29 protein-coding genes are annotated in these 25,613 nt (G+C 44.7%); 5 read left to right on the top strand and 24 right to left on the bottom strand.

Annotated features, from left to right (window positions below):
- Positions 1-65: 65 nt before the first annotated feature.
- Both FC96_RS03125 and FC96_RS03120 read right to left on the bottom strand, forming a co-directional pair.
- Complete coding sequence (locus FC96_RS03125) at positions 66-557, bottom strand: O-acetyl-ADP-ribose deacetylase (RefSeq protein WP_056941982.1); 492 nt, start codon at positions 555-557, stop codon at positions 66-68.
- Entirely contained in the window at positions 557-799 is a 243-nt protein-coding gene (locus tag FC96_RS03120) for a zinc-ribbon domain-containing protein (RefSeq protein ID WP_054659234.1), read from the bottom strand. The genes FC96_RS03125 and FC96_RS03120 overlap by 1 nt, the downstream gene beginning before the upstream one ends.
- A 135-nt stretch (positions 800-934) precedes the next feature.
- On the opposite strand from FC96_RS03120, the gene FC96_RS03115 reads away from it, so the two are divergent.
- Positions 935-1,774, top strand: a complete 840-nt coding sequence (locus tag FC96_RS03115) for a DegV family protein (protein ID WP_056941981.1) — start codon at positions 935-937, stop codon at positions 1,772-1,774.
- A 64-nt stretch (positions 1,775-1,838) separates the two neighbouring features.
- Here the strand turns inward: FC96_RS03115 and FC96_RS03110 are convergent, their stop codons facing one another.
- Positions 1,839-2,195, bottom strand: a complete 357-nt coding sequence (locus FC96_RS03110; protein WP_056941980.1) for a hypothetical protein — start codon at positions 2,193-2,195, stop codon at positions 1,839-1,841.
- Positions 2,196-2,212: 17 nt separating this feature from the next.
- A complete protein-coding gene (locus FC96_RS03105; RefSeq protein ID WP_156403143.1) occupies positions 2,213-3,379 on the bottom strand; it encodes a hypothetical protein in 1,167 nt (388 codons plus the stop codon).
- A gap of 142 nt (positions 3,380-3,521) precedes the next feature.
- Between FC96_RS03105 and FC96_RS12830 the strand changes: the two genes are divergently transcribed.
- Positions 3,522-3,671: a hypothetical protein gene (locus FC96_RS12830; protein WP_156403142.1), complete on the top strand. Its 150-nt coding sequence runs from the start codon at positions 3,522-3,524 to the stop codon at positions 3,669-3,671.
- Positions 3,672-3,744: 73 nt separating this feature from the next.
- Here FC96_RS12830 and FC96_RS03100 read toward each other — a convergent pair whose 3' ends face one another.
- The 4 genes from FC96_RS03100 to FC96_RS03085 all read right to left on the bottom strand — a co-directional run bounded on the left by FC96_RS03100 (position 3,745) and on the right by FC96_RS03085 (position 6,065).
- Complete coding sequence (locus FC96_RS03100; RefSeq protein WP_054659228.1) at positions 3,745-4,074, bottom strand: carboxymuconolactone decarboxylase family protein; 330 nt, start codon at positions 4,072-4,074, stop codon at positions 3,745-3,747.
- Between the two features lies 1 nt (position 4,075).
- The gene (locus tag FC96_RS03095; RefSeq protein WP_056941979.1) at positions 4,076-4,507 is read right to left on the bottom strand and encodes a cupin domain-containing protein; all 432 of its coding nucleotides are present in this window, start codon (positions 4,505-4,507) and stop codon (positions 4,076-4,078) included.
- Between the two features lie 3 nt (positions 4,508-4,510).
- Positions 4,511-5,029: a flavodoxin gene (locus tag FC96_RS03090; RefSeq protein WP_054659224.1), complete on the bottom strand. Its 519-nt coding sequence runs from the start codon at positions 5,027-5,029 to the stop codon at positions 4,511-4,513.
- A 151-nt stretch (positions 5,030-5,180) separates the two neighbouring features.
- Positions 5,181-6,065, bottom strand: a complete 885-nt coding sequence (locus FC96_RS03085) for a LysR family transcriptional regulator (RefSeq protein ID WP_056941978.1) — start codon at positions 6,063-6,065, stop codon at positions 5,181-5,183.
- 93 nt (positions 6,066-6,158) lie between these two features.
- Between FC96_RS03085 and FC96_RS03080 the strand changes: the two genes are divergently transcribed.
- Entirely contained in the window at positions 6,159-6,530 is a 372-nt protein-coding gene (locus tag FC96_RS03080) for a hypothetical protein (RefSeq protein ID WP_056941977.1), read from the top strand.
- Positions 6,531-6,594: 64 nt separating this feature from the next.
- Here FC96_RS03080 and FC96_RS03075 read toward each other — a convergent pair whose 3' ends face one another.
- From FC96_RS03075 to FC96_RS03060, 4 genes are all read right to left on the bottom strand, one after another.
- Positions 6,595-7,407: a transporter substrate-binding domain-containing protein gene (locus tag FC96_RS03075; RefSeq protein WP_056941976.1), complete on the bottom strand. Its 813-nt coding sequence runs from the start codon at positions 7,405-7,407 to the stop codon at positions 6,595-6,597.
- Between the two features lie 19 nt (positions 7,408-7,426).
- Positions 7,427-8,170 (bottom strand): amino acid ABC transporter ATP-binding protein, encoded by a 744-nt coding sequence (locus tag FC96_RS03070; RefSeq protein ID WP_056941975.1) that lies wholly within the window; start codon positions 8,168-8,170, stop codon positions 7,427-7,429.
- Positions 8,171-8,179: 9 nt separating this feature from the next.
- The gene (locus FC96_RS03065; protein ID WP_054659220.1) at positions 8,180-8,878 is read right to left on the bottom strand and encodes an amino acid ABC transporter permease; all 699 of its coding nucleotides are present in this window, start codon (positions 8,876-8,878) and stop codon (positions 8,180-8,182) included.
- A gap of 744 nt (positions 8,879-9,622) precedes the next feature.
- Positions 9,623-11,248, bottom strand: coding sequence for a malolactic enzyme (locus FC96_RS03060; protein WP_056941974.1), 1,626 nt, complete (start codon positions 11,246-11,248; stop codon positions 9,623-9,625).
- Between the two features lie 111 nt (positions 11,249-11,359).
- Here FC96_RS03060 and FC96_RS03055 point away from each other — a divergent pair, with 111 nt between their 5' ends.
- Positions 11,360-12,250: a LysR family transcriptional regulator gene (locus tag FC96_RS03055; RefSeq protein ID WP_056941973.1), complete on the top strand. Its 891-nt coding sequence runs from the start codon at positions 11,360-11,362 to the stop codon at positions 12,248-12,250.
- Between the two features lie 57 nt (positions 12,251-12,307).
- On the opposite strand, the gene citG is transcribed toward FC96_RS03055, so the two are convergent.
- Genes citG through FC96_RS03020 form a run of 7 tightly spaced genes read right to left on the bottom strand, consistent with a single transcriptional unit; the run spans position 12,308 to position 18,743 of the window.
- Positions 12,308-13,183 (bottom strand): triphosphoribosyl-dephospho-CoA synthase CitG, encoded by an 876-nt coding sequence (gene citG / locus FC96_RS03050; RefSeq protein WP_164478854.1) that lies wholly within the window; start codon positions 13,181-13,183, stop codon positions 12,308-12,310.
- A 1-nt stretch (position 13,184) separates the two neighbouring features.
- Positions 13,185-13,715: a citrate lyase holo-[acyl-carrier protein] synthase gene (citX, locus tag FC96_RS03045; RefSeq protein WP_056941972.1), complete on the bottom strand. Its 531-nt coding sequence runs from the start codon at positions 13,713-13,715 to the stop codon at positions 13,185-13,187.
- Positions 13,716-13,774: 59 nt separating this feature from the next.
- Complete coding sequence (gene citF / locus FC96_RS03040; RefSeq protein WP_056941971.1) at positions 13,775-15,313, bottom strand: citrate lyase subunit alpha; 1,539 nt, start codon at positions 15,311-15,313, stop codon at positions 13,775-13,777.
- Positions 15,303-16,220, bottom strand: coding sequence for a citrate (pro-3S)-lyase subunit beta (gene citE, locus FC96_RS03035; RefSeq protein ID WP_054659208.1), 918 nt, complete (start codon positions 16,218-16,220; stop codon positions 15,303-15,305). The genes citF and citE overlap by 11 nt, the downstream gene beginning before the upstream one ends.
- Before the next feature lies 1 nt (position 16,221).
- A complete protein-coding gene (gene citD, locus FC96_RS03030) occupies positions 16,222-16,515 on the bottom strand; it encodes a citrate lyase acyl carrier protein (RefSeq protein ID WP_054659206.1) in 294 nt (97 codons plus the stop codon).
- The gene (gene citC, locus FC96_RS03025; RefSeq protein ID WP_056941970.1) at positions 16,505-17,560 is read right to left on the bottom strand and encodes a [citrate (pro-3S)-lyase] ligase; all 1,056 of its coding nucleotides are present in this window, start codon (positions 17,558-17,560) and stop codon (positions 16,505-16,507) included. The genes citD and citC overlap by 11 nt, the downstream gene beginning before the upstream one ends.
- A gap of 19 nt (positions 17,561-17,579) precedes the next feature.
- Positions 17,580-18,743 carry an NAD(P)-dependent malic enzyme gene (locus tag FC96_RS03020; RefSeq protein WP_056941969.1) on the bottom strand — a complete coding sequence of 388 codons (1,164 nt, stop codon included), beginning with the start codon at positions 18,741-18,743 and terminating at the stop codon, positions 17,580-17,582.
- Between the two features lie 225 nt (positions 18,744-18,968).
- On the opposite strand from FC96_RS03020, the gene FC96_RS03015 reads away from it, so the two are divergent.
- Entirely contained in the window at positions 18,969-19,922 is a 954-nt protein-coding gene (locus FC96_RS03015; RefSeq protein WP_082593215.1) for a sugar-binding transcriptional regulator, read from the top strand.
- Between the two features lie 2 nt (positions 19,923-19,924).
- Here the strand turns inward: FC96_RS03015 and FC96_RS03010 are convergent, their stop codons facing one another.
- The 5 genes from FC96_RS03010 to FC96_RS02990 all read right to left on the bottom strand — a co-directional run bounded on the left by FC96_RS03010 (position 19,925) and on the right by FC96_RS02990 (position 25,606).
- Positions 19,925-20,710, bottom strand: a complete 786-nt coding sequence (locus FC96_RS03010) for an alpha/beta fold hydrolase (protein WP_056941968.1) — start codon at positions 20,708-20,710, stop codon at positions 19,925-19,927.
- A gap of 61 nt (positions 20,711-20,771) precedes the next feature.
- The gene (locus tag FC96_RS03005; RefSeq protein ID WP_056941967.1) at positions 20,772-22,190 is read right to left on the bottom strand and encodes an anion permease; all 1,419 of its coding nucleotides are present in this window, start codon (positions 22,188-22,190) and stop codon (positions 20,772-20,774) included.
- A 143-nt stretch (positions 22,191-22,333) separates the two neighbouring features.
- A complete protein-coding gene (locus FC96_RS03000) occupies positions 22,334-23,263 on the bottom strand; it encodes an L-lactate dehydrogenase (RefSeq protein WP_054659202.1) in 930 nt (309 codons plus the stop codon).
- A gap of 263 nt (positions 23,264-23,526) precedes the next feature.
- Entirely contained in the window at positions 23,527-24,111 is a 585-nt protein-coding gene (locus FC96_RS02995) for an NADPH-dependent FMN reductase (protein WP_056941966.1), read from the bottom strand.
- A gap of 100 nt (positions 24,112-24,211) precedes the next feature.
- Positions 24,212-25,606 carry a flavocytochrome c gene (locus tag FC96_RS02990; protein WP_056941965.1) on the bottom strand — a complete coding sequence of 465 codons (1,395 nt, stop codon included), beginning with the start codon at positions 25,604-25,606 and terminating at the stop codon, positions 24,212-24,214.
- Positions 25,607-25,613: the final 7 nt, after the last annotated feature.

Here is a 25,613-nt window from a genome sequence, read left to right as displayed (position 1 = left end):
GTCTCCCCCAAGTTAAAGTGAAATCTCTTTAATTTGGGGGTCCTTCAAATGAACCCGCTTCTTTTTTAATCCATTTGAGCCTGGTACGCCTGATAAGTGACGTCGTCAAAACAGACCATCCTGACGTCTAAGTTAGCCGGAAAAGTTTGAATCGCCTGAACCGCAATGGGTGCGGCTAGGGCCAGTGGATAGCCATAGACCCCCGTGCTGATAGACGGAAATAACACCGTTTGACAGCCGTTCTCAACCGCCCGCTTCAAGCTATTGACGTAGCAGGATTGCAGTAACTTAGGTTCTTCAAAGGACCCATCACGCCAAATTGGTCCTGGCGTGTGAATGATGATGGTTGCTGGCAGTCGAAATGCTGGCGTTACCTTGGCTTCCCCCGTCGGGCAACCATTTAGTCGACGGCATGCAACATCCAGCTCTGGCCCAGCCGCCCGGTGAATCGCCCCATCAACACCACCACCTCCCAATAAACCTGGGTTGGCAGCATTCACAATGGCATCGGCCGGGATTTGAGTAATGTCACCCCGAACAATCCGAAGATTAGCCATCACTGCTTCCCCCATTTCCAAAATTGCCACCACGAACGTCCCTGCTTTGACGGTGCGTTCTTTTTCATCCGGGCCATCCCCACCTTCATCGGATTTCCGGCTAACGCATTGAGGCTTAGTGGTGGCCGGTCATCCGTTGAAACCACCACTGGCTTTAACGTGGCCCCACAGTTTGGACAGGTGGTCATGTCACTCGTCACCGGAGCACCACAGTTTGCACAAAAATTTTGTTGTTGGCTCATGAAGGCCACCTCCGTTTCTAATTAAAACCATTATACCGGCAATTTCGCCGCAGTGCGAAAAAACGCCCGCAATTTTACATTTTGCAAAATATGTGGTTCAATTGGTTAACGGCATTGACAAAAGGAGTGCTTTTAATGGCAATTCAAATCGTAACAGATTCAACCGTCCAATTAACTGCGGAAGAACTTGCAACATTACCAATAACAGTCGTTCCGCTAATCGTTCGAATTGGTAATCAAGAATATTTTAACGACGGTCAAGATATTACAAATACCGAGATTCTGACTCATTTAATCAACGACACCGAGCTGCCTAAAACGAGTCAACCCTCAATCGGTCAATTCTTAGAAGTTTTTGACCGCCTTGGCCAGAATGGCGACAGCGTTCTATGCTTATCGCTAACTCACTTTTTAAGCGGGACCGTCAATGCGGCCCGCCAAGCAGCCGATATGTCGGCAACCGACGTGACGGTTATTGATTCCCTGTCCATCGATAGGGGATTGGCCTTTCAAGTCATCACGGCAGCTAAACTGGCTAAAAATGGCGCACCTTTAGAAGCCATTATCGCAGCCGTTGACCTTCACCGTAGCCACACCAAAATCTATGTCTTTTTAAACACGTTGGAAAACCTAATCAAGGGTGGTCGGCTGAGTAAAGCAGCTGGCGGTATCGCAAGTCTGTTGAACATTAAGGTCATGGGAGAAGTTGTCGATGGTGAACTACAAGTTGCAGCCAAAGGCCGCGGCAAGAAGTTTCTGAATAAACAAATTGACGCGGTCATTGATGACATTAAGGCTGTTTCCCCAGCAAAGGTCGGTCTGACCCACGTGGACAACCTCACCACCGTTAGCGAAATCTCTCAACGAATAAAAGCGGCCCTTCCAGAGACCCTCGTCACGATTCATGAGGCGGGTCCCGTCATCAGTACCTACACTGGTATTGGGGCATTAGCTATCGAATATTATACTGATTAAGATGACAAAAGCGTCCCGGCAAGCATTTCATATTGCTTGCTGGAACGCTTTTTTAATTAATTTGTTATTTCGTCCGGTGCTGCTTTTGAGCGGCAACCTGGTTTCGTTTCTCATTGACCTGATGTTGGTGCGCCTGCTGTTGTTTTTTTAGTTCTGCCCGTCGCGCTTCCTCTTCTAGCTTGGCCTGCTTGGCGCGACGTTCCTTTTCTTGCGACTGCGTCTTATGCCGGTTGTATAACGCAACGACCACAAAAGCAACGATTACTTGAAATGGAAAAGACATCACCGCTGTGATGGAATACGGTTGATGCGTCAGCAACGGCATCAGCAAATCGTAGGCAATCAATAAAATGGCCATGAGCACCGTTACCGAAACCGAATCCCGTAACCAACGGGGTAATTTATTCCAAAAATCAAACACCTCAACATCCTCCAAACTTACAGGTCACCCTGCACTTTTAACTGTTTTTCAATTAGAATCGCCTCTAAATAATCAAAGGCAATCTCTTCAACATCCTTGGTGGCAATCAGTTGACCAACCGGGTTTTGGACCTCACCCTCATCCACTTCATGAAAAATAAACTGGGCGGCGCCAATTTGACTGAGATAACCGACCATCACCTCACCGCTATGCAGTCGGATTCTGAGCACCCGTTTGAATTGTGCAGCTTGGCCCAATACGGATTGAAACAAATCGGTTGTCGGATCAAATAACCGTTCATCGTTTAAGGCCGTTGGTATCAGTCCCGCCAATGCCTTATTCAGCATGACAAACTGACTGATCACCTGCAAATAATCCGACTCAAACGTGACTCGGTCGATTGCTGACCGCTTGGTTAACCAGTACCCACCAAACTGCCCGGCCATGTCGACCAGGTTCACAATGACAGTATCGGCAGTCAGCGTGTTGATTTGGCCCACAAAAAACATCTCCGGATCCGACTTCGGGACAAAGGACAGGAATTGGTCTTCAGCCTGCGCCATTTCTAACACTTGGCCGATGGCCGATGCACTCTCAACACTACTTTCCTCAACCGGTTTCAACTTCTCAATCCCTGCCATGGCCAGGTCCTGGATGCTGAGTTCCTTTCCGTTGAATTCAATGAGTCCCACCGATTCAAATGCGATAGTTAACCGCTCATGGTGCCCTAAATCAAACTTGTCAAATAGCGAAAACTCCAAGTCGCTGTCAAACACCCGGGTAATCTTACCTTCGAGATAGGTATCTGTATTTTTAAGGGTGACCATGGCGAACGCTTCGTTTTGCATGACGGATTCAACAACCTGGTTCAATAACGGTTCCTCATCATTAAAATCAGTGGCAATCTGCCCTAAGCCCAGCGATTGATGATCCTCGGCATAGTTAATTCGAAATTCAATGTTATCTAAGTCTCTACTACTAAATTCGACGCTTTCGACGGTTGAATAAGATAGGTAAACCGCACCGTCTTCTTCGCCACCATCGTCATATGTGGCCACGATAATGCCTTGTTCGTCCATGTTTAGCACAAATCCCGTGTACACAATATCATCATCAACTTGGTACACATTGACTAATGCTCCTGTTCGTAACGCATACTGAAGGTCATTCACTTTAGAATTCATCGGTTCACCCACTTTCATAACTGATGTCTAAGTTTAACACATTGCCCCCAAAACCACTACCTAATGACCGTCGCGGGTCGCTTTGCACATTTCGATGACGGGCCGGATGGGGTATAATGAGGGTCGTATCGGAGGTGGGAAGTTGACCCAAAAGAAATCCGAAAAAAATGGCTTACCTGAGATTAAAGTAGATGTCAAAACACCACCAAGTTCTGGTGGTCTAATGAACTGGGGACCCGCCTGGGACTGGTTGCTGACAAGTTTCAAGAAACTCTTAAAACGGCCTCAATAATGAGTTAAAAACGCTGACCTAACCCGTAGACATGTCCGGTTAGGTCAGCGTTTTTGAAATTCGTCAATTGGGCTTAAAGATCATCAGTCGTCGCATAGACTGCCTTAGCTAGGCTAAATGCTGACCATGCTTTAGGCCAACCGGCATAGAAACTCAAGTGGGTAATTAACGCGACCATTTCGCTTTCTGTCACCCCATTTTGTTTCGCCAGTCTGATGTGGGCTTCCAATTGCGGAACACCCTGAGTCAGTAAGCTCGCTACCGTAATGAGGCTGCGGTCGTGTGCGGATAATACGGTCTCACGGGCCCAAACCTGGCCAAATAAAACATCGTCGTTTAAAGCTGCAAACTGAGGGGCAAATTCGCCCAGGTTCTCACGACCAGCTGTCTGTTTTTTAGTCATTTTACTCAGCCCCCTTAGTTGTATTGTTGGCGCTCCGGTAGTCGTCATCATCAACAGCTTCTAACCATTCTGGTGTTCCTGCCGTAATGGCCACGTGTGAAAACCAACTTGATGCCGTTGCGCCATGCCAGTGTTTCACCCCGTCATGGGTCACCACGACGTCGCCTGGTTTCAGTAATTGAGCCGGTTTCCCAGCTTCTTGATAAAGGCCTTCTCCACCCGTTACCAACAGAATCTGAAACCCGTCATGGTGGATGTGCCAGTTATTGCGGCATCCTGGTTCAAAAGTCACATTACCAACACCAACGGTCACTTCCGGGTCACTGACTAACCCTTGAAGATAGCTCTGACCCGTAAAGTATTGGGCATAGTCCGTATTCTCCGGACCCCTTGGAAATATCACACCTTGTTTAACAGCTTCGTTTTTTGTCATTTTCTAGATACTCCTTTTCTTCAAATCAGTCGTGGATATGTTGGCCCCCACAAAATGAGTTTCAACTAACCAGTGTTCAATCGCCTTTCCTGCCAGCTCGACCCGGGAGGCTCGGATGGGCAGTCCTAGCTGCAACTTGGCCGCGGGAATACACTGCTTAATGTCGGCTTCACTATCACCCATCCCACTCCCCTCATGCACGCAGACTGGGTAGATTGTCGGCCCCTTTATTTCTAGTCGTCGCAGCCACCAGGTAACGGCTGGGGGGAGGTGATTTTGCCAATTGGGATAGCAAATCAACAATGGCTCTGCTTGACTCAACACTAGAATAGGATGAACCGTCAACGGTTGCTCCCCAGCTCTCTCGGCTTGAACGCGATCCAGCAGCTGGTGCCAGTCATTGGGGTACTTTGGCGTAACTTGGATCCGAATTGGAACCGATGCTGTCGCCTGACCGATTTTGTGAGCAACTTGCTCAGTCACGCTACCAATTTGCTGAGCCGAAAAATAATAGATGGGCACCACCTTAGCCTCCTATCTTCGCCAGATTAGGTCTATCTTAGGACTTAAACTGACTGCCATCCAATGCCTAATTGCTACCAAATCATGCCTGTCATGAATACAACAATCAAAAAAACGCCTCCTCCCCTTGGCTCCAAGGGAAAGAAACGCATTAATGTCCAAAAGCATCTTTGAAGTATTGAATTAATTCGGCCGCGACGGGCGATAATGGTCGTTCGCGACGCCAGGCAAGCACGCACTCGGTAGCCATTTTAGGCGCCAATGGGACAAAAACGGTCTCATCACCGGTTCGACCTGTCACAGCGCCTTCAATCATTAAGGCGGCTGCGACGTCGTGAGCTACGAGGGGAATAACATTGAAACTCAGGTTGAAATTGCCAACAACATTCAACTTTTCCGCCGGGACAGCGGCCCAGTCAAGTAACATTTGACAGACCTCTGGGCGGGCTGAAAGCATCAGTGGTAATCCCGGCAGCATCTCTGGTGTAATGACTTCTTGGCTAGCCTGATAGCTGTCGCTGCCCACCAATAATCCCCAAGTTTCAGTTCGAGGTAAAGCTAGCGTCTTATACTTAGCCGTATTTACAGGCTCTAGCAAGATGGCCATATCTAACAGCCCTCGATCTAAACGTTCGATAATTAAGTCTGAGGTTGCGCTAAAAATCTCAAACGTGACTCGCGGATAGTCATTCACAAAATCCTCCAGTAACATGGCTAACGTGTCAGAATTATCTGCTTCTACGCAGCCAATGACCACATGACCGCTAAACAGGTTCTTTTTGCGGTCCATAAACTCCTCAGTGGTCGCGTCTGTAAGGGTCAGTATCTCAGCCGCCCGACTCTTTAAAAAATGGCCCGCCTCCGTTAAGGCTAACGTGCGGCCGGTGCGATCAACCAGCTGAGTGTCTAACTCTATTTCTAATTCTCGCAGTTGCCGACTCAGCGTTGGTTGCGTAATATGCAATATCTCCGCAGCACGCGAAATATTTAACTCCTCAGCAATCGTGTAAAAATATCGTAGCAATCGCAGTTCCACACTAATTCCCCCTTCCCATCTAATGATATTTTACCCCAAGAAGCTTTTGACAAACATCCCAATCGTGCCTATGATAACTTTTGAGGTGAATGTATGAACGAAAATCGATATTATCAGCCTAAGGACGCAAAGGATGCGCTCCGCTATATCGAAGGACTCTTTAACCAGTACCTTCAGGCCCCGCTAACCATGGAATTGGTGAGCTACCACCAAAAACTTATCAAACAAATCCAAGAAGACGTCTTACCCACAGCTCAAAAAGCTGGCCAACCCGCCCAAGTGGCCAATGCCAACCAGCTCGTTGATACCATGCATGATTGGCTACGGATTCGCATGAACGGCCAACCGTACGCCGGTAAGGTTCGTCACTTTCAATTTGTCGCAGACGATGCACGGCCAAAATTCAAGCGTAAGGTGTTGAAAGGTCGGCGCTCTGGTGGTCATCGTTCGACCCACCATGGTTAATGATTAACGATCAACAACTAATAAAACCACCCCAATCGGGGTGGTTTTATTAGTCCAAGCTAGTTTACTTTGTAGTAATATCCGTCCCGAAGTACTTCACAGACAGCTTCTTCAACGTGCCATTTTCTTTTAATTGCTTCAAAGCGTCATTAACCTTGTCCCGCAACTTTCCGTCCTGCTTGTTAAACAGCGCCGAAATTTTTGCAGCTGGCTGTTCGTTTTCAGTCAGCACATGGTACTTGAGCCCCTTAAGGGAATGATCCTTAGCATAGGTGGTGATGGCAGATTCCGCATTCATTGCACCGTCTGCACGTCCTTCACGAATCTGGTCGAGTTCGGTTTGGAACTGTTCGATTGGTCGCAGGTTGCCACCAAACTTCTTGATCACAACGCCGTTATCTGAACCAGTAGACGCCACGAAATTACGACCTTTAATATCTTTAGCCGTCTTAATGTCCTTATTATCTGAACGGGTAATCATGGCGTATTTTGAATAAATGTACGGTGTTGAGAAAAGGTACGCCTTTTTTCGGTCTGGGGTCTGTGACATGTTGTTTAAAATAATGTCGTACTTACCACTGCCCAGCCCGGCAACTAATCCATCCCACTTAGTCGGGACAAAGTTGGCTTTTAAATCAAGCTGTTGCGCAATTGCCTTCCCTAGCTCCACTTCAAATCCCGTCAGCTTACCATTTTGACGGTAAGAGTATGGCGGATAAGTGCCCTCAAGACCAATGGTCAGTTTCCCAGACTGGGCCAAATTATCTTTATAATTTCCTGATTGAGACGACTGACTCCCACAAGCCGCTAAGGTTACCCCAACCAAAACGACCCCTGCCAACAAGGCTACTCTTTTAACGATTCTTGAAAATACCACTTTGAAAACACTCCTCAATTTATATATTCGAAAATGTCATTGCTGAGATAAAATCCTTAATTCGTTGGTTATCTGTCTCAAAGAAGGCGTCTGACCCGCCATCATACAACACATGACCATCTTCAATAAACACAATTTTGTTCGCCACTTGCTGAGCAAAGGCCATGTTGTGCGTCACAATAATCATTGACTGCTTTTCACTTGCAATTTGCAGTAACACCTTCAACACTTCAAGTTCCAACTCCGGATCCAAGGCACTGGTCGGTTCATCTAGAAAAATATATTCAGGATGCATCGCTAATGAGCGGGCAATGGCAACTCGTTGGGCCTGCCCACCAGATAGTTGACTCGGATAGACCGATGCTTTTTCGGCCAACCCGACCTTCCCCAAAAGGTCAATAGCCGCTTGTTGGGCGGCCGCTTTTTTGACCTTTTGAACCTGGATAGGGCCTTCCATCACGTTTTGCAAGACGGAAAGATGGGGAAATAGATTGTAACCTTGAAAGACCATTTCCGTGCGGCGCCGAATACTTAAAATGGTTTTATTCGAGATGGGTTGACTTAAATCAATCTCGTCTGAATCAAATTGATAAATGCCGGATTCTGGCCGTTCCAAAAAGTTCAGTGATCGCAACAAAGTGGACTTGCCGGAACCCGAGGGGCCCACAATCACCGTGGTCTGGTCCTTCGGAAACTGAACCGAAATATCGGTTAACGCGTTATGACCATCAAACGTCTTATTTAAGTGCTTTACTTCAATCATGGCGCCCTCCTAATTCGACGTTGTGACGTACCGTGACGTCACTTTTTCAAGATACCCTTGTAACCAGGATAAGGCCGTGCAGACAACGGCGTAAAGGGCCGCAACCAAGCAGTACATAACCAGAGGTTGGTAATTTTGGGCCGCAATCTGCTGACTGACTTCAAACATTTCGACAATGGTGATTGAAGCGGCCAACGAAGTGTCTTTGACAAGGCCAATAAAACTGTTCGCCAGCGGTGGCAGCGACACCCGGACGGCCTGTGGCAGAATAATGCGCCGTAGGACCGTTGTCCGCGTCATGCCGATAGAATAAGCAGCTTCCCACTGCCCGTTGGGAATGGATAAAATGGCGCCCCTAATCGTCTCCGCACAGTAGGCCCCAGTGTTCAGCGAAAAGGTCAAAATTCCGGCGGTGACGGGACTCATCTGAATCCCGTTAGGAAACAGCCCCGCAATTTTTAAATAGGGCAGCCCAAAGTAAACAATAAATAATTGCACCAGTAGGGGCGTGCTCCGAAATAGCCAGACATAAAACCGCGCAATGCCTTTTAAAATCCAGAAGGCACCCTTCTTTGTCGAAATTCGGATTAACGCTGTGACCAATGCTAGAACCAATCCTAAAATAAATGAAATAACTGAAATTGGAATTGTGTATTTTAGCCCAGCTTCAATCAGCTGAGGCGTTGATGTGACGATGATGTGCCACATATCTTGTTCCCCCCTCTTCTAGCCAAAAAAATCCCCGTGCAAACACGCACAGGGACGGGAGCTCCGCGGTACCACCCAAATTTGCAACACTGGCTGCCTCAAGGTTGATATCGCGATGCCGCGTACGTTGAGCTCTCACTCGACGTAAAGGCTCCGAGTTCATCTTCAAAAATTGATCTGTGCCGCCCTTTCACCCTCGGCGGTCGCTTGTCACAGACCTGTTTTCTACTCTTCTCATCACTGCCAACTCTATGAATTTCGGTTAGAATTAATTGTCTACAATTTTACCGCGCAACCCTTGTAATGTCAACGGAATCGGCACCTGACCTTACCCGAATAACGCTTTTTTCCGAGACGCTATTCTTCACAAATAGTCATCAATGGTGTAACCTTAAATCATTATCTTGTAAACGGTTTCAACTATTAGATCTTCTATGGTTTGCCATTATTACCGGGTTCAAGATAAGACCAATTTTTACAGTGACTAGCCAGTCTTGCCGTTTGCAAGCTGGCTTTTTTGATATTGATTGCCCTAGTTTAGGTTTTTAACCGCCACCCTTACTGCGCACTGGACGAACTACATGAAAGTGCCGCCACGTCAATGTTATAGTGGTTAATCAAGCTATTCTTGGTAACTCTTCCTAAAAACCGTTCCAAACAAACAGCTACTCAACCCTAAGTAGTCAAAAACGACCCTTAGATATTCATCGGGTCGCTTCTTGATACGATTCATCACTCATGAAGCTAGTACTGTGGCGTCCACTTCATTGCGGTCACAGCCGCTGGTACATCGCTGATTGGCTTCATATTCACCCCTTGCTTAACTGCGGCACGGGCTGTCGCAATCGCAACTGCCTGGGAGAACTCGGTTAATTTTTCAACTGGTGGCAATACAGCTGCCCCACGCTGGGCCGCGTCGACGATCCCACCTAAAGAATGGGCAGCCGCGCTAATCATTTCATCGCTTAGCCGGCTGGCGGTGCTAGCAATGGTGCCCAATGCGAGTCCTGGATAAACAAGTGCGTTGTTCGCTTGGCCGATGTTGTAAGTAACGCCATCATAGGTTACCGGCTCACTCGGAATTCCCGTGGCAACAAGCGCGCGACCATTAGTCCACCGAATTAAATCGGCCGCTTTGGCCTCCATTTTTTCAGTAGGATTCGAAATTGGAAAAATAATGGGCCGATCTGTGTGGGTAGCCATCTCACGAACGACTTGTTCTGTGAAGGCGCCAGCCACCGTTGATGTCCCGACTAAGATGGTCGGATGCACGGCTTTGACCACCGACAGCAAATCAACCAAGTCATCGGGCTGATCAAATTCACTGCGCCGCCGCGCAAACGGTCGTTGCTCCGGTGTTAATCCCGGGGTATCCTCAAACAACAAGCCCTGCTTATCCACCAGGTAAAAGTGAGCCTTAGCCGTCTTGTCATCAAGCCCTTGTTCGCGCATTTCATCATACATTCGCTTAACAATCCCAGCGCCTGCGGTCCCAGCGCCAAATTGAATGTAACGTTGGTCTGCCAGCTTTTGCCCCGATATTTTTAAAGCCCCTAAGACGCCCGCCAACGTGATAATACCAGTCCCTTGAATATCATCGTTGAAGGTGGTCAGTTGGTCTTGATACCGCTGCAAAATCTGGGCTGCGTGGTCCCGACCGAGGTCCTCCCAGTGTAGGTAGACTTGGGGAAAGGCCGTTTTAACAGCTGCCACAAAGGCATCGATATAGCCGTCATAGGCTGCTCCCGTAATCCGCGGGTGTCGGTTTCCTAGATACAATGGATCGTCTAACAGGCTTTGGTTATTCGTTCCGGCATCAATAATAACGGGTAGCACCTGAGTAGGATCAATACCGGCGGCAGCCGTGTACACCATTAACTTGCCAACCGCAATATCAACCCCTTGGACGCCCCAGTCACCAATGCCAAGGATGCCTTCTGCATCTGTCACAACAATCAAACGAATATCACGACCAGCCGCACCTGCTAGAAGACTCGTCTGAATCTTATCAGGTGCTTCATCCATCGATAAGAAAACTGCTCCCTGAGGTTTTTGATAGATATGACTATACTTTTTAATGCTTTCCGCAATGGTTGGGTCGTAAACAATGGGCAACAATTCCGCAACATGTTGCGAAAAAACATAGAAAAAAAGACGCCGATTCGTATCAAAAATATGCATCAAAAATTCCCGTTTTCCTAACGCCGTTGCTTCATTTTGGTAACTGCGATAAACCTCCTCAGCCTGCTGCTCAATTGTTCTAACAACGGGTGGTAATAAGCCTTCGAGTCCATACTGTTGCCTTTCTTTCGCCGTAAATCCGGTCCCTTTGTTCAAAAATGGATTATTTAATCGCTCTTGTGCTTGCATCTCAATCACCCTTCCCATTTATTCATCATCGTCAGCCTACCCCCTATAAATATTGATAGTCAAATGTGGCCAATGTGATAAAATAACTTTATAAGGAATGGAGGTGGTTGGATGCAAACTCGAGATTTAGATTACTTCATCGCAGTTGCTAAAAACCTAAGCTTTACTGGCGCCGCAAAGCAGTTTCAAGTCACTCAACCAACGATTACTTTAGCTATTAAACGACTAGAATCACAATTTGACACACCTTTATTTCTTCGAGATAAGAAACAAAACTCAATTCAGCTTTCAACTGCTGGAAGCCAGTTACTCGTCCATGCCAACCGAATCAAACAAGACATTGCAGAAGCCCAAAGAGAAATTGACAACTTAAAAAAAGAAGTGATTCCCCTCGGATTACCACCAATCATTGCGACATATTTCTTTCCAAAATACGTCCCAAAACTCATTCAGAAGAATTTGCTGGGACAAATTAACCCAGTTACTATTGGATCAGATAAATTGCTGGATGAACTAGTCTCTGGCACAATTAACATTGCGTTAATTGCCCACGCGCCCGCTATTACCCAAAGTAATCGCTGGGGCGAAATTGGCCAAAAAATTTTACTAGCTAAACACTCATTTTCTATTATTGATAACGTTCAACAGCCTCTTATCTCCAAGACGGGTCCTCTTCTGCCTGAGGAATTCCTGAATCTTCCTCTCATTGCCCTTGACGACAATTTTATTCATGCCACCGTAATGAATTACTTATTTGAACAGGGTGACTTTAATAAAAAAATCATTTTCCGGACTAGTGAAATTCAATCACTTAAAAAAATGGTGGAAGCTGGCGCGGGAATTGGATTATTAACCGATTTGGCGATTGATAACGACGATCCGCTTATTCAACACTCAATCTTATTTGATGCGCCATTATCATTTAACGTGTACCTGGCCTACCGGTCCTCCCATATTCTTAGTCCAATAGAGAAAAAAATCGTCTCAATCTTTGTCAATTAAAAAGTCTGCGAAACTTAGTTGGGTAACCATTTTTTCCCATAAGTTTCACAGACTTTTTTAGATTATTCCTTGGCTTAAAGCCACAAAAATAGTCACAATTAAGAGGTCAGCAGACCCGCCTAAACTCAAATTTTTTTCCAGAAAAACCTGGTTTAGCTGTTTAAGATAAGCCATTCCCGCCTCGGTTCGGCTACCCCCAGCCAAAAAGTAACGGCTAACTTGGTCATTAGCCCACGGTATAATATCGATACTACCCGCCCGCTTAACCAAATTTGTATCAACAGAATGGCCGACAATGGCCATCAGTGTGTCAAGCAGCCGTTCATTAAGTGTTCCCCGTGCTGTTGAGAGTTGAGGAAGCGCCACTTGAGTAACCGTCAGATAACCATGCTCAGCTTCGCCTCGGATTCCAGTAATGCCAAAATGCACGTATTCTCGTTCGCCAGCCGTCATCTCATTTTCTGCCTTTTCGGTCACTTTTGAAAAATCACGTTCCACTAGGCCAACGAGCATCTCTTTCACAATTTTAAAAACGTCCTGTCGGTCATGACTCTCAGCATAGGCGGTAGCGGTCACGACAATTCCCAGAGAGAAAACGGCTCCTTTATGAGTGTTAATCCCACTAGTTGCATCAAACATCGTTGCCTCCGCCTGAATACCTAACGGCCGAATTTGTTCAAATAAAGTCGGAAGTGTGGCCTCATCATTAAACGACCAAGCCGTCTGAACACACGCTTTAAAATAAGCGGTTAAACTGACTGAGCTATCTAAAAACGTGAACACGTCCATATCAGGATGCGGACCACTTGAAACCGGATCAACTAGCCCTGGCTTAGGTTGTACGCTCACTTCATATAGAAGCGCCCTCACCGCATTAGTCACAATTTTGTTTTGTTTGGCTTTCATTTCTTCGGACTGGGGTCGTTTAATCATTTCAATTAATCTCACTTTCAGCGATTTGGGCAACTTTTGCCTGAAGTTCTAAAACGGAATGACGACGTGACCTAGCACAATCCTTCGCAATCCGGTTACAAATGAAACATCGTCGAACGGGAAACCCAAATTTTGTTCTAGAGATTGGCATCTGGTCACTTGAATCCAGAACATCTGCATCAAATAGTCGACCCAATCCATCCTCATCTTCAAAATAAACGGTGGCCTGTTTCGTCATTTCAGGGGTGGCATTGGCTACCAAAAAAAGTTCGTTTCCAGTCGGTTTATCCCATGTCTCAATCACTTTAACCGGAATATTCCGATTGGCAAATAAATGGAGCATTCGCGTCATGCCAGTATCAAACAGCCGTTTAATGCTAGGGTTGTTTTTAATCGGTCCAGGGATATTTAATTTTACTGCGACGATTGTCCGCCTCGGATACTCATCCATAAGTTGCGTTTGTTTAACCACGCGGGCGTCTCGGTTTGCCAATACCGCTTCAATTGTTTGTTTTTGACCTTCTGAAAACATTTTTACGCCTTTCCAGGTTAACTAAAAAGCACCGCAAATTGAATTACGGTGCTTTTAAATTAATCCTTAACCTGCTTAATTGTATCAATAATTGAACCGTCGCGATACTCGATCATAGCAACTGTTCTATCGGTAAACTGTAACGGTGTTGGTTTGCCAACCCGTTTTTCAGCCATTTGCTGAAGTTCACTAATATCGTAAATCGGAACTCCCGGAATATTGCTCAAAGCCTTTTTCAAATCGTCTCGTTTAGGATTAATCGCAATTCCATACTCCGTCACTAGCACGTCAACCGAATCCCCTGGCGTTACAACCGTTGTAACGTCGGGAACAACGGTTGCAATCCGCCCCCGAATCAATGGTGCAGAAATAATGGTGAGATTAGCGGTCGAAGCGTCTTGGTGCCCCCCGATCGCCCCTCGAATGACACCATCAGAACCGGACATCACATTCACATTGAACTTAGTGTCAATTTCCAAAGCACTTAAAATAACAACATCCAGTTGATCCACCATCGCACCTTTATTATCAGGATCAGCATACCACGAAGCATCAATTTCTTGCTGCTTTGGATTAGTATGCATGAAATCGGCCGCACCTTTATCAAAGTCTTGAACGTCCATGACTTTTTCAACCAACCCCTCTTCAAGTAAATCGGTTGTTGGTTTAGTAATACCGCCTAGGGCAAAGGATGCTTTAATTTTATTATCAATCATTTCTTGTCTAAGATAACGGGTCACAGCTAACGCCGCACCACCCGTCCCAGTTTGGAACGAAAATCCATTTTTGAAGTATGGTGAATTCGTAATCACTTTGTTAACCGTCTCTGCGATCTTTAGTTCTTTAGGATCCTTAGTGAATCGAGTCGCACCAGATCCAATTTTTTCGGGATCGCCAACCTTATCGACTTCAACTACGTAATCGACCTGGGTTTGTTTAATTGACGCTGGCGTATTAGGGTATGGGACAATGTTATCGGTTAATAACACCACAGAATTTGCGTATTGTGCATCCATCAATGCATAGCCCAGTGAACCAAATACCGCATTCCCGTTCATACCATTTGCATTTCCTAATCGATCAGCATTTGGTACCCCTAGAAAAGCGACATCAATCTTGATATCACCATGTTCAATCGCTCTTGCCCGGTTACCATGAGAACGGAAAATGACAGGATTTTTTAAGCCCCCATGAGAAACAAAGTCTCCCAGTGAACCACGCATCCCAGAACTCGTAATGTTGGTAATCGTACCTTTTTTAATCGCTTCAATCACCATGTCATTCATCACGCCCGTTAATGAGGACGGTGCTAAGGTCAAATCTTGAATTCCAGCATCTATAATGACCCGCATCACTTTATTAAAAACAAAGTCTCCATTCCGAAAATGATGGTGAAACGAAATTGTCATCCCATCTTTAACCGTCTTTTTAACAACATCTTCAATAGAACTAACAACTTTGTTGTCTCCAGTGGAAACATGGACCTTTGGGGCTACCCGTTGAATTTCAGGGTTACCAATTTCGGTTGACTCGAATCCCTTGTAGTCCAACTCATTCATAATATCTTCTGGTAGTTCGCGATTTACACTATTTTTCAATGTAATTTCCCTCCTCATCAACTAGGTTTGATGCTTTAGCTAGTCGCATAACGCGTTGAGCTCGTAATACCACCGGACGGTCAACCATTTGACCATTCATTGAAATAACCCCTGAACCTTTAATACGAGCTTCTTCAATTGCGGTAATGACATTTTGGGCATTTTTAATTTCTTTTTGGGTGGGTTCATAAACGCTATTAACCATCGAAATCTGACGGGGGTTAACCAAAGACTTGCCGTCAAAACCAAGTTGATGAATATAGCGCGTTTCACGGTAAAAGCCTTCCGTATCATCCATGTTAGTAAAGACCGTATCAAAGGCTGCAATTCCAGCCGCCCGCGCTGCATGCAGAACCATATTCCGAGCAAATTCAAGTTCAGCACCATCAGGATAACGATGGGTCTTCATATCTGTCGTATAGTCTTCGGCAGAAAGAGCGACACCAATCATCCGATCCGAAGCTGCTGCAATCTCAGCGACGTTCAACACGCCTTTGGCACTTTCAATCGCTGCCATCACATGCGTCGAACCTTCTTCACGACCAAACTGTTTTTCGGCTGCTAAGACATCTTTTTCCAGCGTTTGAATCATTTGAGCATCTTCAACTTTCGGTAATCGGACAACGTCAATGCCCGCTTTAACCATAGCCTTAACGTCATTATTATAATAAGGCGTATCTTGACCGTTAACTCGAACGACCAATTCTGCATTCCCATAGTCTTGAGACTGAATTGCCTCGTAAACAAGATCGCGGGCAGCGTCTTTTTCTGCCATTGAAACAGCGTCTTCAAGATCAAACATGATTGAATCTGCCCCATAAATTCCTGCATCTTTAACCATCGCTGGATTGTTGCCGGGAACAAACATCATTGTTCGGCGTAATCGTTCTTCGTTCTTTTGTGCCATCTTACAATACCTCCCATGCTGGTTCATCAGTCGTTTGACCTGCCCGCTGAGCCGCGGCAATAGTTCTGGCCTTAATAACACAGTCCAACGCACCCTTATCAACTGCTTTAACACTGGCTGACTCAATCCCCAATTGATTGAGTGTCGTTGTTATTACTGATTCAATTTGTTGTCCGAATTGCTTTTTAACATCTGATTCTAAGTCAATTTCAATTCCGTTAGCCCCTTTCGCTAACATGATTTGAATATCTGATGATTCAAGGGTGCCTGCAATTGCTGTTTCTTTAATTTCCATTAATGTTCATTCCTTTCTGAATACGAGCAATCAGTTCATTTTTATTGTTATTGATGAAATCATAGGTTGACGTTGGGACTAATGCTTTAATTGCGCTCAGCTTGTCCGCCTTTATTGCTTGCCTGACAGCGGTCGCCGTCACCGGCTTGTCTTCAGCCTGAACTCGATCGACGACGCTTAATTCAACATTGGGTGGTAATTCTTCGGCTAGAACCTGATTATACACACCTGTCGTCCTTGAAAAGGGCTCGGTTCCGACATACCGTTTGTTGATCCCTAGCCTTGGTGCAATTTTATTTCTGAAAATTCGGGCGTCTAATGTCGTCTGATATCGGATGGTATCTTCAGAAGATGGTAAAAAGTACGCTGGGAAAGTGAGGTAACTGACCATATAATTACCGCCACTAACAACCTTCACGTTGGTTAAATCCTGAGTTCCCTCCTGAACCAATCTCAGTCGCTCATCAAATCGAAATAGAGAGGCTTCTGTCTGAACAACAAAAACGTAAACAAAATCGTTTTCACTAGCCGCTTTTTCAACAAGTGCGCGGTGACCATTAGTGAACGGGTTAGCATTCATCACAATCCCCGCAATTTTTTCACTGGGACTAACACTAGACTCAGCTATTTCACCCAAATAATCCTCAATGCCTGGCTTACCGTTTTCAAGTACTGCTGCATCTTCTGTACTGGCTAATTCAGAAAAGCCAACGTGTTGAAAACTAGCCGAATATTTTTTCTTGGTAAACACAAACATGTGAAAAATGCCGCGTTGAAATTCCCGATTGACTAAAGCACTAACGATGACGTTAAATCTGGAACCCGTGACAACATTTTTATTGCAAACACCGATGTATTTTAGCGTGTTGTTTGCTAAAGATCCTGTTGCAACGAGATCCTCGCCAGAAAAAATACCCAGCGTTAAATCAATCCCGGAAACTTCGCTTTCTTCGAAATTAAAGATATTAAGCGACTCTAAAAATGTTCGCCATTTTTTGTAATCGCTAGGATTTCTTAGGCGAAGCTCACGTACTTCACTATCCATAATTCACCTCCAGAATCTGCTATTTCTTTTGATGCTTTGCATAATCAATAACGGCCTGATTAACCTTCTTAACCACGTTTTCATTGAAAACACTTGGCACAATTTCCGTTGCCGTGACGCTTTCAACCGTATCAGCCAGCGCAGAAGCAATGGCGACTTGCAAACCAAAGTCGACCTTTTTCAAACCGCTACCTAACAAGCCCTTAAATAGTCCCGGAAAAGCCAAAATGTTATTAACTTGGTTGGGGTACTGACTAGATCCCGTCGCCATCACTTTAGTCCCCGCACCAATCGCCACTTTGGGATTGATCTCAGGATCTGGATTAGCAAGCGCAAAAACAATGGGGTCCGCATTCATGGTCTCAACCTCAGAAGCTGATAAAACATTTTTATCAGAAAGTCCTACAAAAGCATCTTGATTTTTGATAACATCAGCTAACTTTTTATTCTTCAGTGAAGGTGCAGTTCCCAACTGACGGGCAAAATCCCGCTGATACTTGTTATACCGGCTATCTTCTGCTGTCACAACCCCGTATACATCAACAAGGGTTAGGTTCTTGACGCCCGCATGAAAGAGTAACTTAGCGGTCGCTAATCCTGAAGCCCCCACGCCATTAATCACAACATGAGCATATTTCAAATCGCGTCCAGTGACCTTGCAAGCATTTATTAAACCCGCCAGCACGACAATTGCAGTGCCTTCTTGATCATCATGGTAAACCGGAATATCCAGTTCCTGATTTAATTTTTCTTCAATTTCAAAACACCGCGGTGCCGCAATATCTTCAAGATGAATACCCGCAAACGATAATGAAATATTTTTAATTGTCGCGACTACCTCATCAGCAGGTACTTGGTTAACTGCAATCGGGATGGCATTAATACCAGCCAAATCTTTATATAATAAGGCCTTTCCTTCAATAACAGGCAACCCACCAGCAGGGCCAATATTTCCGAGACCTAATACGGCAGAACCATCTGTTACAAGTGCGACTAATTTTCCACTCATTGTGTATTTGTTCTTAAGCTCTGGCTCAGCAGCAATCTTTTTAGAAATAATTGCAACTCCAGGAGTATATGCTTTCCCCAGATCTGCCTTAGATGTCACACTTAAATCGGACTTAATATCCAACACACCGGTGTGAGCGGCATGCAGTCTCAAAATATCTTCTGATTCCGTCATACACATTACTCCTTAGTTTAAGCAACTGCGGATTGTGCAATTGTTATCAATTCTTTTGTCACTCATAGTGTACCGCGTTTTTTTAATTTTTTCAAATTATTATCAGATATTTTCAATAATTTAAAAATGCGATTAAACTTATTCAATCGCTGTTAAAAATTCAAGCAACTTTGAAAAAGAATTGGTATGATAAAACCAACAAAAATATTTAGGAGGTCTCAATCATTGGAAAATATGAAACACCAAGAACAGCTTGCAAACATTGCCAGAGACTATTACCTCTCCGACCTGACAATTGCTCAAATTTCAAGTAAATACAATATTAGTCGATACCTAATCACTAAACAATTAGATGAAGCATTAGCTTCCGGCTTAGTTAAAATTAGCATTAACACCCCGATAAATAGAAATTTCGAGTTAGAAGCCCGTTTCAAGCGACTCTTTGATCTTCGAAATGCTTTCATCATAAAGGACGCTGACACAACGAATGACGATTACGAAAACATTATTAATTTCGCTGCTCAAAACATTCAAGACCGGATCCGGACTTGTCGAACAGTTGGTGTCTCTTGGGGGGGAACCGTCATGAACGTCATTAACCACTTTCAAGCTGAAGTTCGTGACGACCTGACGTTTAATCAAATTATGGGCCATAACTTAAAACATAACTACGCTTCTGGTTCTACTCCGTTAGTTCAAAAAGCGGCTGCCAGGTATAGCGCCCAATATCAAACAGTCCCCGCACCATTGTATATTTTGAATAACGACGTCAGGACGGAGCTTGCAAAGGAACCAGCGTTTATACCAGCCTTTTCAACAATGTCAAAAATGGACATGATATTTGCAGGTATTGGCACTCTAGCCTCAGTCGATACCATTCCCGTATGGAAACAACACCTGAGTGAAATTTTTGAGGGCGTTGATCTTTCTCAAATTGTCGGAATGTTGTACGGACGACCATTTGACATTCAAGGAAACATCTTAAACCCAACAACTGATAAACTATTTGGTGCGTCTATCGATACCTTACTAGCCGTACCAACCCGAATTGCTATTGTAAAAAGTAAGTTTAAAGCCCGTCCTTTACTTGGTGCACTACGTGGAAAGTTAATTACCGATTTTGTTACAAACGAATCAGTCGCTAACCGAGTCTTAATGGAAATGGAAACAACTTCGTAGACTCAGTTCCACCTCGATAGAAATTTCAATAAAATATTGTTAAACGCCGAGGGTTGTTCGGCCATTAGAACGTGTCCTGCGTTACCAATCACCTCGTACTCCCCGTACTTTGCTAATCTAGCTGTTGCTTCTGCAAATGCCGGATCAAAATACGGGGAGTTTTCTCCTGCAACGACTAAAAGTGGCACTGGCATCAACGCGACAACATCACGCCAATCTTGGAACGCATGATCCACTAAAAAAGAATAATTAAGATGAGCATCATATTTGGGTGCTTTTTGAATAGATTGAAGGTGAATAAACACCGAATCATCTAATCGATGATACGAAGCTGAGCCAAAGGGAATCTTCAAATAATCCGGAAAATTCTCCCAGGTCAGTTGCTTAAACCCAAACGCCCAAGAATGATCAGCAATCATCTTCGGACTTTGATCAATATCAATCATCCCAAGGATTGAACCACATCCATACTGCGCCATGTAGGCGAAAAACGTTGACGCTCCCATTGAGTTTCCAATTGCAATAAACTGTTTAATGTCGAGATGCCCGAGTAGCTCATACAAATCCTGAGCATGGCGAAAAATTCGGCGCCCTTTAATGGTTTTACCTGAATAACCTTGATTCCTAGCATCCAAGTTAATGACTCGATAACCTTGATCCAACAAAAACTGCTCTTGTGAGTACCATATTTCTTTCTTACCACCAAGCCCACAAAGTAATACAACAGCTTGACCTTCACCAACATCCGAATAGTCAATGAGAACGTGATCACTTGTTTTAAATTTCAACTAACCACCTCCCTTCAACACCATCACGGTATTAAAAAAGCAGCCAAGGGCTGCTTTTTGATTACCAAATTCCGATAACCTTCATCCAAAGAGTCCCAATTCCACCGAATACAACTAGGTAGAACAACCCTAAAATGAAGTTGTATTTCCACCAGTCACTTTGTGGCACATAGCCTGAACCAAACAAGACACTGGCTGGTCCATTAGCAAAATGTGTTGTAGATGCGAAAATTGAACCAGTAAATCCAAGCAATAATGCTGATAATGTTGCTGGTGCACCAGCTGAAATGGCAACCCCTAATAGAGCACCATACATCGCTGATACGTGAGCCGTTCCACTTGCAAATAAATAATGGCTGTAGAAGTAGAAAACAACTAAGATCAGTAAAACGATCCCCCAACTGACGCCGTGCAGCGCACCACCAATTGCACCAGACAACCATGGAATAAAGCCAAGAGTATTCAGCTCATTTGCCATAAAAATCAAAATTGAGAACCAAACCAGCGTGTTCCAAGCACCCGTTTCATGCAATATATCATTAACAGATAAAACGCCACAAACAAGTAAAATTGAAACGGCTAAGAACGCCACCGTCGCAGCCTCCAACCCAATGAAACTTGAAAGCATCCATAGGATTAAAGCTAGAACGAAAACGACTGCCATGATTTTTTCAGGACGCGACATTTTACCCATTTTTTCGAGCTGTCCGTCTGCCCACTCTTTAGCATTAGGTGTGTCTTTAACTTCAGGTGGATACATTTTGTAAATCAGGTAAGGAACAACGATTAAACAAATTAATCCAGGGACAATCGCCGCTAAAAACCAACTAAACCAAGAAATCTGAACGTGCAATGATTTGGCTAATGTCACGGCAACTAAGTTAGGCGCCATGGCTGTCATAAACATTGCACTGGTAATAATATCCCCATGAAATTCAGCAAAAACCAGAAATGACCCAATCTTACTTCGAGAATCATCCTTAGCATTTGAGCCAAAGGTTTCGGCCAGTGATTGAATGATAGGGTACACGATTCCACCAGCACGGGCCGTATTACTTGGCGTTGCCGGTGAGGTAACGAGATCCACACCAATCAACGAATAGGCCAACCCTAACGTTCGTTTTCCAAACAGTCTGACAAATATTAACGCCACTCGATGACCTAGACCAGTGTTGATGAATCCCCGAGACATAAAGTAGGCCATTGCAATCATCCAGACGGTTCCATTACCGAACCCTTCAACCGCCGTATCCAAAGGCACAACGCCCAACAAAACTGTAATAGTTAGCCCAATTAGCGCCACCCCAGCAATTGGGAGTGGCTGGGTAATACAGCCAATAATCGTTGCTACAAAAATAGCTAAAATATGCCAAGCCGCCATCGAAACCGACGCTGGCTTAAACGGTGAACAGAACCAAATAATTAAACCAATAATAATTGGCCAAATAAATTTTTTATACTCTATTTTGTTGAGTTCCATAACTTCCTCCTACGTTCCTCGCTATTCAAGTTCCCGTGTGCTGTAACAAGTTTATGAATGGTATGAATAAAAGCTAAAACAACCCCAAATAATTAGTCGTTTTGATTGTTCTGTTTTGCACAAAGGATTGTAAAACGAAACCCCTAATTGGCTTCGAGTAAGACTTCGTTTAACTTTTCAGCTGAATAACGCATTTTCTTAAGTTCAGCTTCTGATAACGGATATTCAATCACTTTTTGAATACCATTCGCATTAATGACGGCTGGTGTACCAATGTAAATATCTGACAACCCATATTGCCCACTTAACGGTGCAGAAACCGGTAGAACAACGTCTGAATCATTTAATATAGCCTGACAAATTCGAACTAGATTAACTGCCACCCCGTAGAAGGTCGCCCCCTTCTTCGAAATTATTTGGCCACCACGCCGCTTAACAGCCTCTTCAATCTCGTCCAGACGATCATTTGTCATGCCAGGAAGTCCACGTAACGGTTTTCCGTTGACAGTAGCCTCATCAAAGTTTGCAAATGATGAGTCCCCATGTTCGCCAAAGATAGTGGCATTGACTCCTTTGGTTCCAATCCCCAGTTCTTGCGCTAATAATACCCTTAAACGAGCAGTGTCTAATGAGGTTCCAGTCCCAATAATTCGGTTTTTAGGAAATCCGGATAACCGCTGCGTGATTGAGGTTAAAACGTCAACTGGGTTGCTAGAAATGAGGAATACACCATCAAACCCACTGTTAACCACCGGTGTGACAATGCTATCTAAAATTTTGGCATTCTTATTAACTAGGTCTAACCGAGTTTCACCGGATTTTCTGGGAACGCCCGCGGTTATCACGACAATATCTGCATCACTAGCATCTTCGTAGGTCCCAGTATAAAACTTTGCAGGTGTCGTTTCTGGTAGCGTATCTTGAAGGTCAATAACATCACCTTGTGCATGTTCTTCTTGAAGGTCGACGATGACCATCTCGCTAACCTGAGTTGATTGTAATAGTGAGAACGCAAACGAAGACCCCACTGCACCGTCACCGACAAGAACAACTTTTCTCTTTGAATCTTCCATATGTGGATACCCCTTTCTTTACTAACAAGCCATCGTTGTTTCAGAGCGAAATGGTTTGTTATTAATGTCACATTGAGTATACCGCATTTCAAAGAAAAATGTTAACTTTTTTAAAAATAATGGTGATTTTTTTATCTTTTTAAAAAATATCATTTAATTTTCGGGATAAAATCCCTCATTTTCCTATTTTTCAATCTAAAATACCGACCCTTATTAATCCTTTGATTGCTCAATCAAGAATTAAAAGCGTTTTCAATCGTGATTTAAATCTGGGCCTGATCCAACAAATAACCGTGTTTTAAATGCCGGTTCAAGTCAATAAATTCTTGGAAATCAGCAACTAGACTGATTAACTTTTCAATCGTGTTTGCGTCCATTAAAACGCCTGCTTGATCAAACGCCTGAAGCGAATTTGGAACTAAAAATTCTGAACTCGGCATAATCCGTGCTTGAAGTTCTGGTGAATCAAGAATTTGTCGCAAATGAGCTTGGGCGCGTGATGTCCCAAGTGCCCCAAAAGAAGCGCCAATAATCATAACCGGTTTGTCAAGAAACGGGTGAATGCCAAATGAAAGCCATTCTAAGGCGTTCATCAAGACAGCAGGAACCGCGTGATCATACTCTGGCGTACTAATGATCACACCATCCGCCTCATTAATTTTTTGAGCAATCGTCAGAACTTCTTGGGGTAATGCTTTCCCCAGTGGCTTATCAAACATTGGTAGATTTCCTAATTCTACGAGTTCAATTGCCACGTTGTTCGCAAAGTATTTTTTCATAAATTCCAGTAGCTGTCGATTAGTGGATAATCTTGAATTAGTTCCTACCAGCGCAATAAATTTTCTCAACTCTCGTCACCTCACTATAGTAAAAAGCTCCCTCGTCCGTTCCTGGTTTTTTGACCGTCACCGACTTTGGGAGCCTTATTGCCTAAGCTTTATTTACCGTTTAAGCGTTAATATAACTAAACACCTGTTGTCCCGCCTGACGCCCAAAAATAATCGTTTCAGCAATTGAGTTACCACCGATTCGATTGTTACCGTGCAGGCCACCAACAATTTCACCAGCAGCATATAGGCCTTGAATTGCTTGACCGGATTCGTTTTGGACTTCGGTCTTGTGGTTAATGGCAACGCCACCCATGGTATAGTGAACGGCCGGGGCAATGTGAATTGAATAGAACGGTCCGCTCGCGATATCACGGTCCATCCCTGTTGTCCGGTTAAAGTCGGCATCGTTGTGATCGGCTACCGCTTGATTCCAGATTGCAACCGTATCAGCCAGATGGTGGCCGGTCAGGCCTGTCACTTCTGCGAGTTCTGGTAGCGAATCGGCCGTCTTGACCAATCCAATCGAATCATAAAATTCAATGGCCTTTGCCCGATTACGAATACCACGGTCAAAAATCAGGTAAGCGCCCGTGCCGCCTAACCCATCAATGGCCGCTGTTACGTTCTTTCGGGTATCCAATTCGTTAACAAACCGTTGCCCTTCGTTATTGACCAGAATGGCCCCTTCACCACGAACGGCTTCTCCGATTAAGAACGCGTGATCCGTATCCTGCTGAACTGTCGGGTGAACTTGAACTTGGTCCATATCCACCAACTTTGCGCCAACGGCGGTTGCAAGCTTAATACCATCACCCGTAGCGCCCGGCTGATTCGTGGTATTGAGGCCGTCTAAATCCGGTCGGTATTTTGCCAGCAAATCTTTTCCGGCACCGAACCCACCGGTTGCCAAGACAACTGCTTTCCCACTAATGACAACTTCTTGATCATTTGCCGTCGCCTTAACGCCCGTAACGACACCATCATCGTCAGTCAACAAAGCGTCAACTTTGACATTAGTGAATAAGGGGATGTTATCAAGGGCAACTTGTTTCAATAATTCAGTTACCAAGAAGCCCCCGATGGCAGCCATGGAACTTGGCCGGTGGGTCCGCATCTTACTCATTCCACCCGTAATGGTGAGGTCGTCTAATTCAATGTTGTGGTCGCTAAGCCAATCAATCGCCAGCGCACTATGTTCCGTAAAATACTTTAAAAGTTCCTGATTATTTTGTTCGCCCCCGCCCTTATAGGTCTCAGCGTAAAAGTCTTCGAAGCTGTCGACTACTTTGTGTTTCAATTGAACAAGCGTTTCAGCCGCATTCATCCCAGATGATGCCCGCGTGGTGTTGCCACCAATCTTGTCCATTTTCTCCAAAATCACCGGATTCAACCCAAGTTCGTACGCTTGAATAGCGCTCGTTAAGCCAGCACCACCCGATCCAATAATGATGACATCGTAGTTGTTAGCTAAGTTATTCGGGTTGCTTGGTGTAAATTTAAATCCGTCAGCCATTAAACTG

It is taken from the genome of Secundilactobacillus kimchicus JCM 15530, assembly GCF_001433995.1.
In the GTDB taxonomy this organism is placed as follows: domain Bacteria; phylum Bacillota; class Bacilli; order Lactobacillales; family Lactobacillaceae; genus Secundilactobacillus; species Secundilactobacillus kimchicus.
This window is presented reverse-complemented; position numbering and strand designations above follow the sequence as displayed.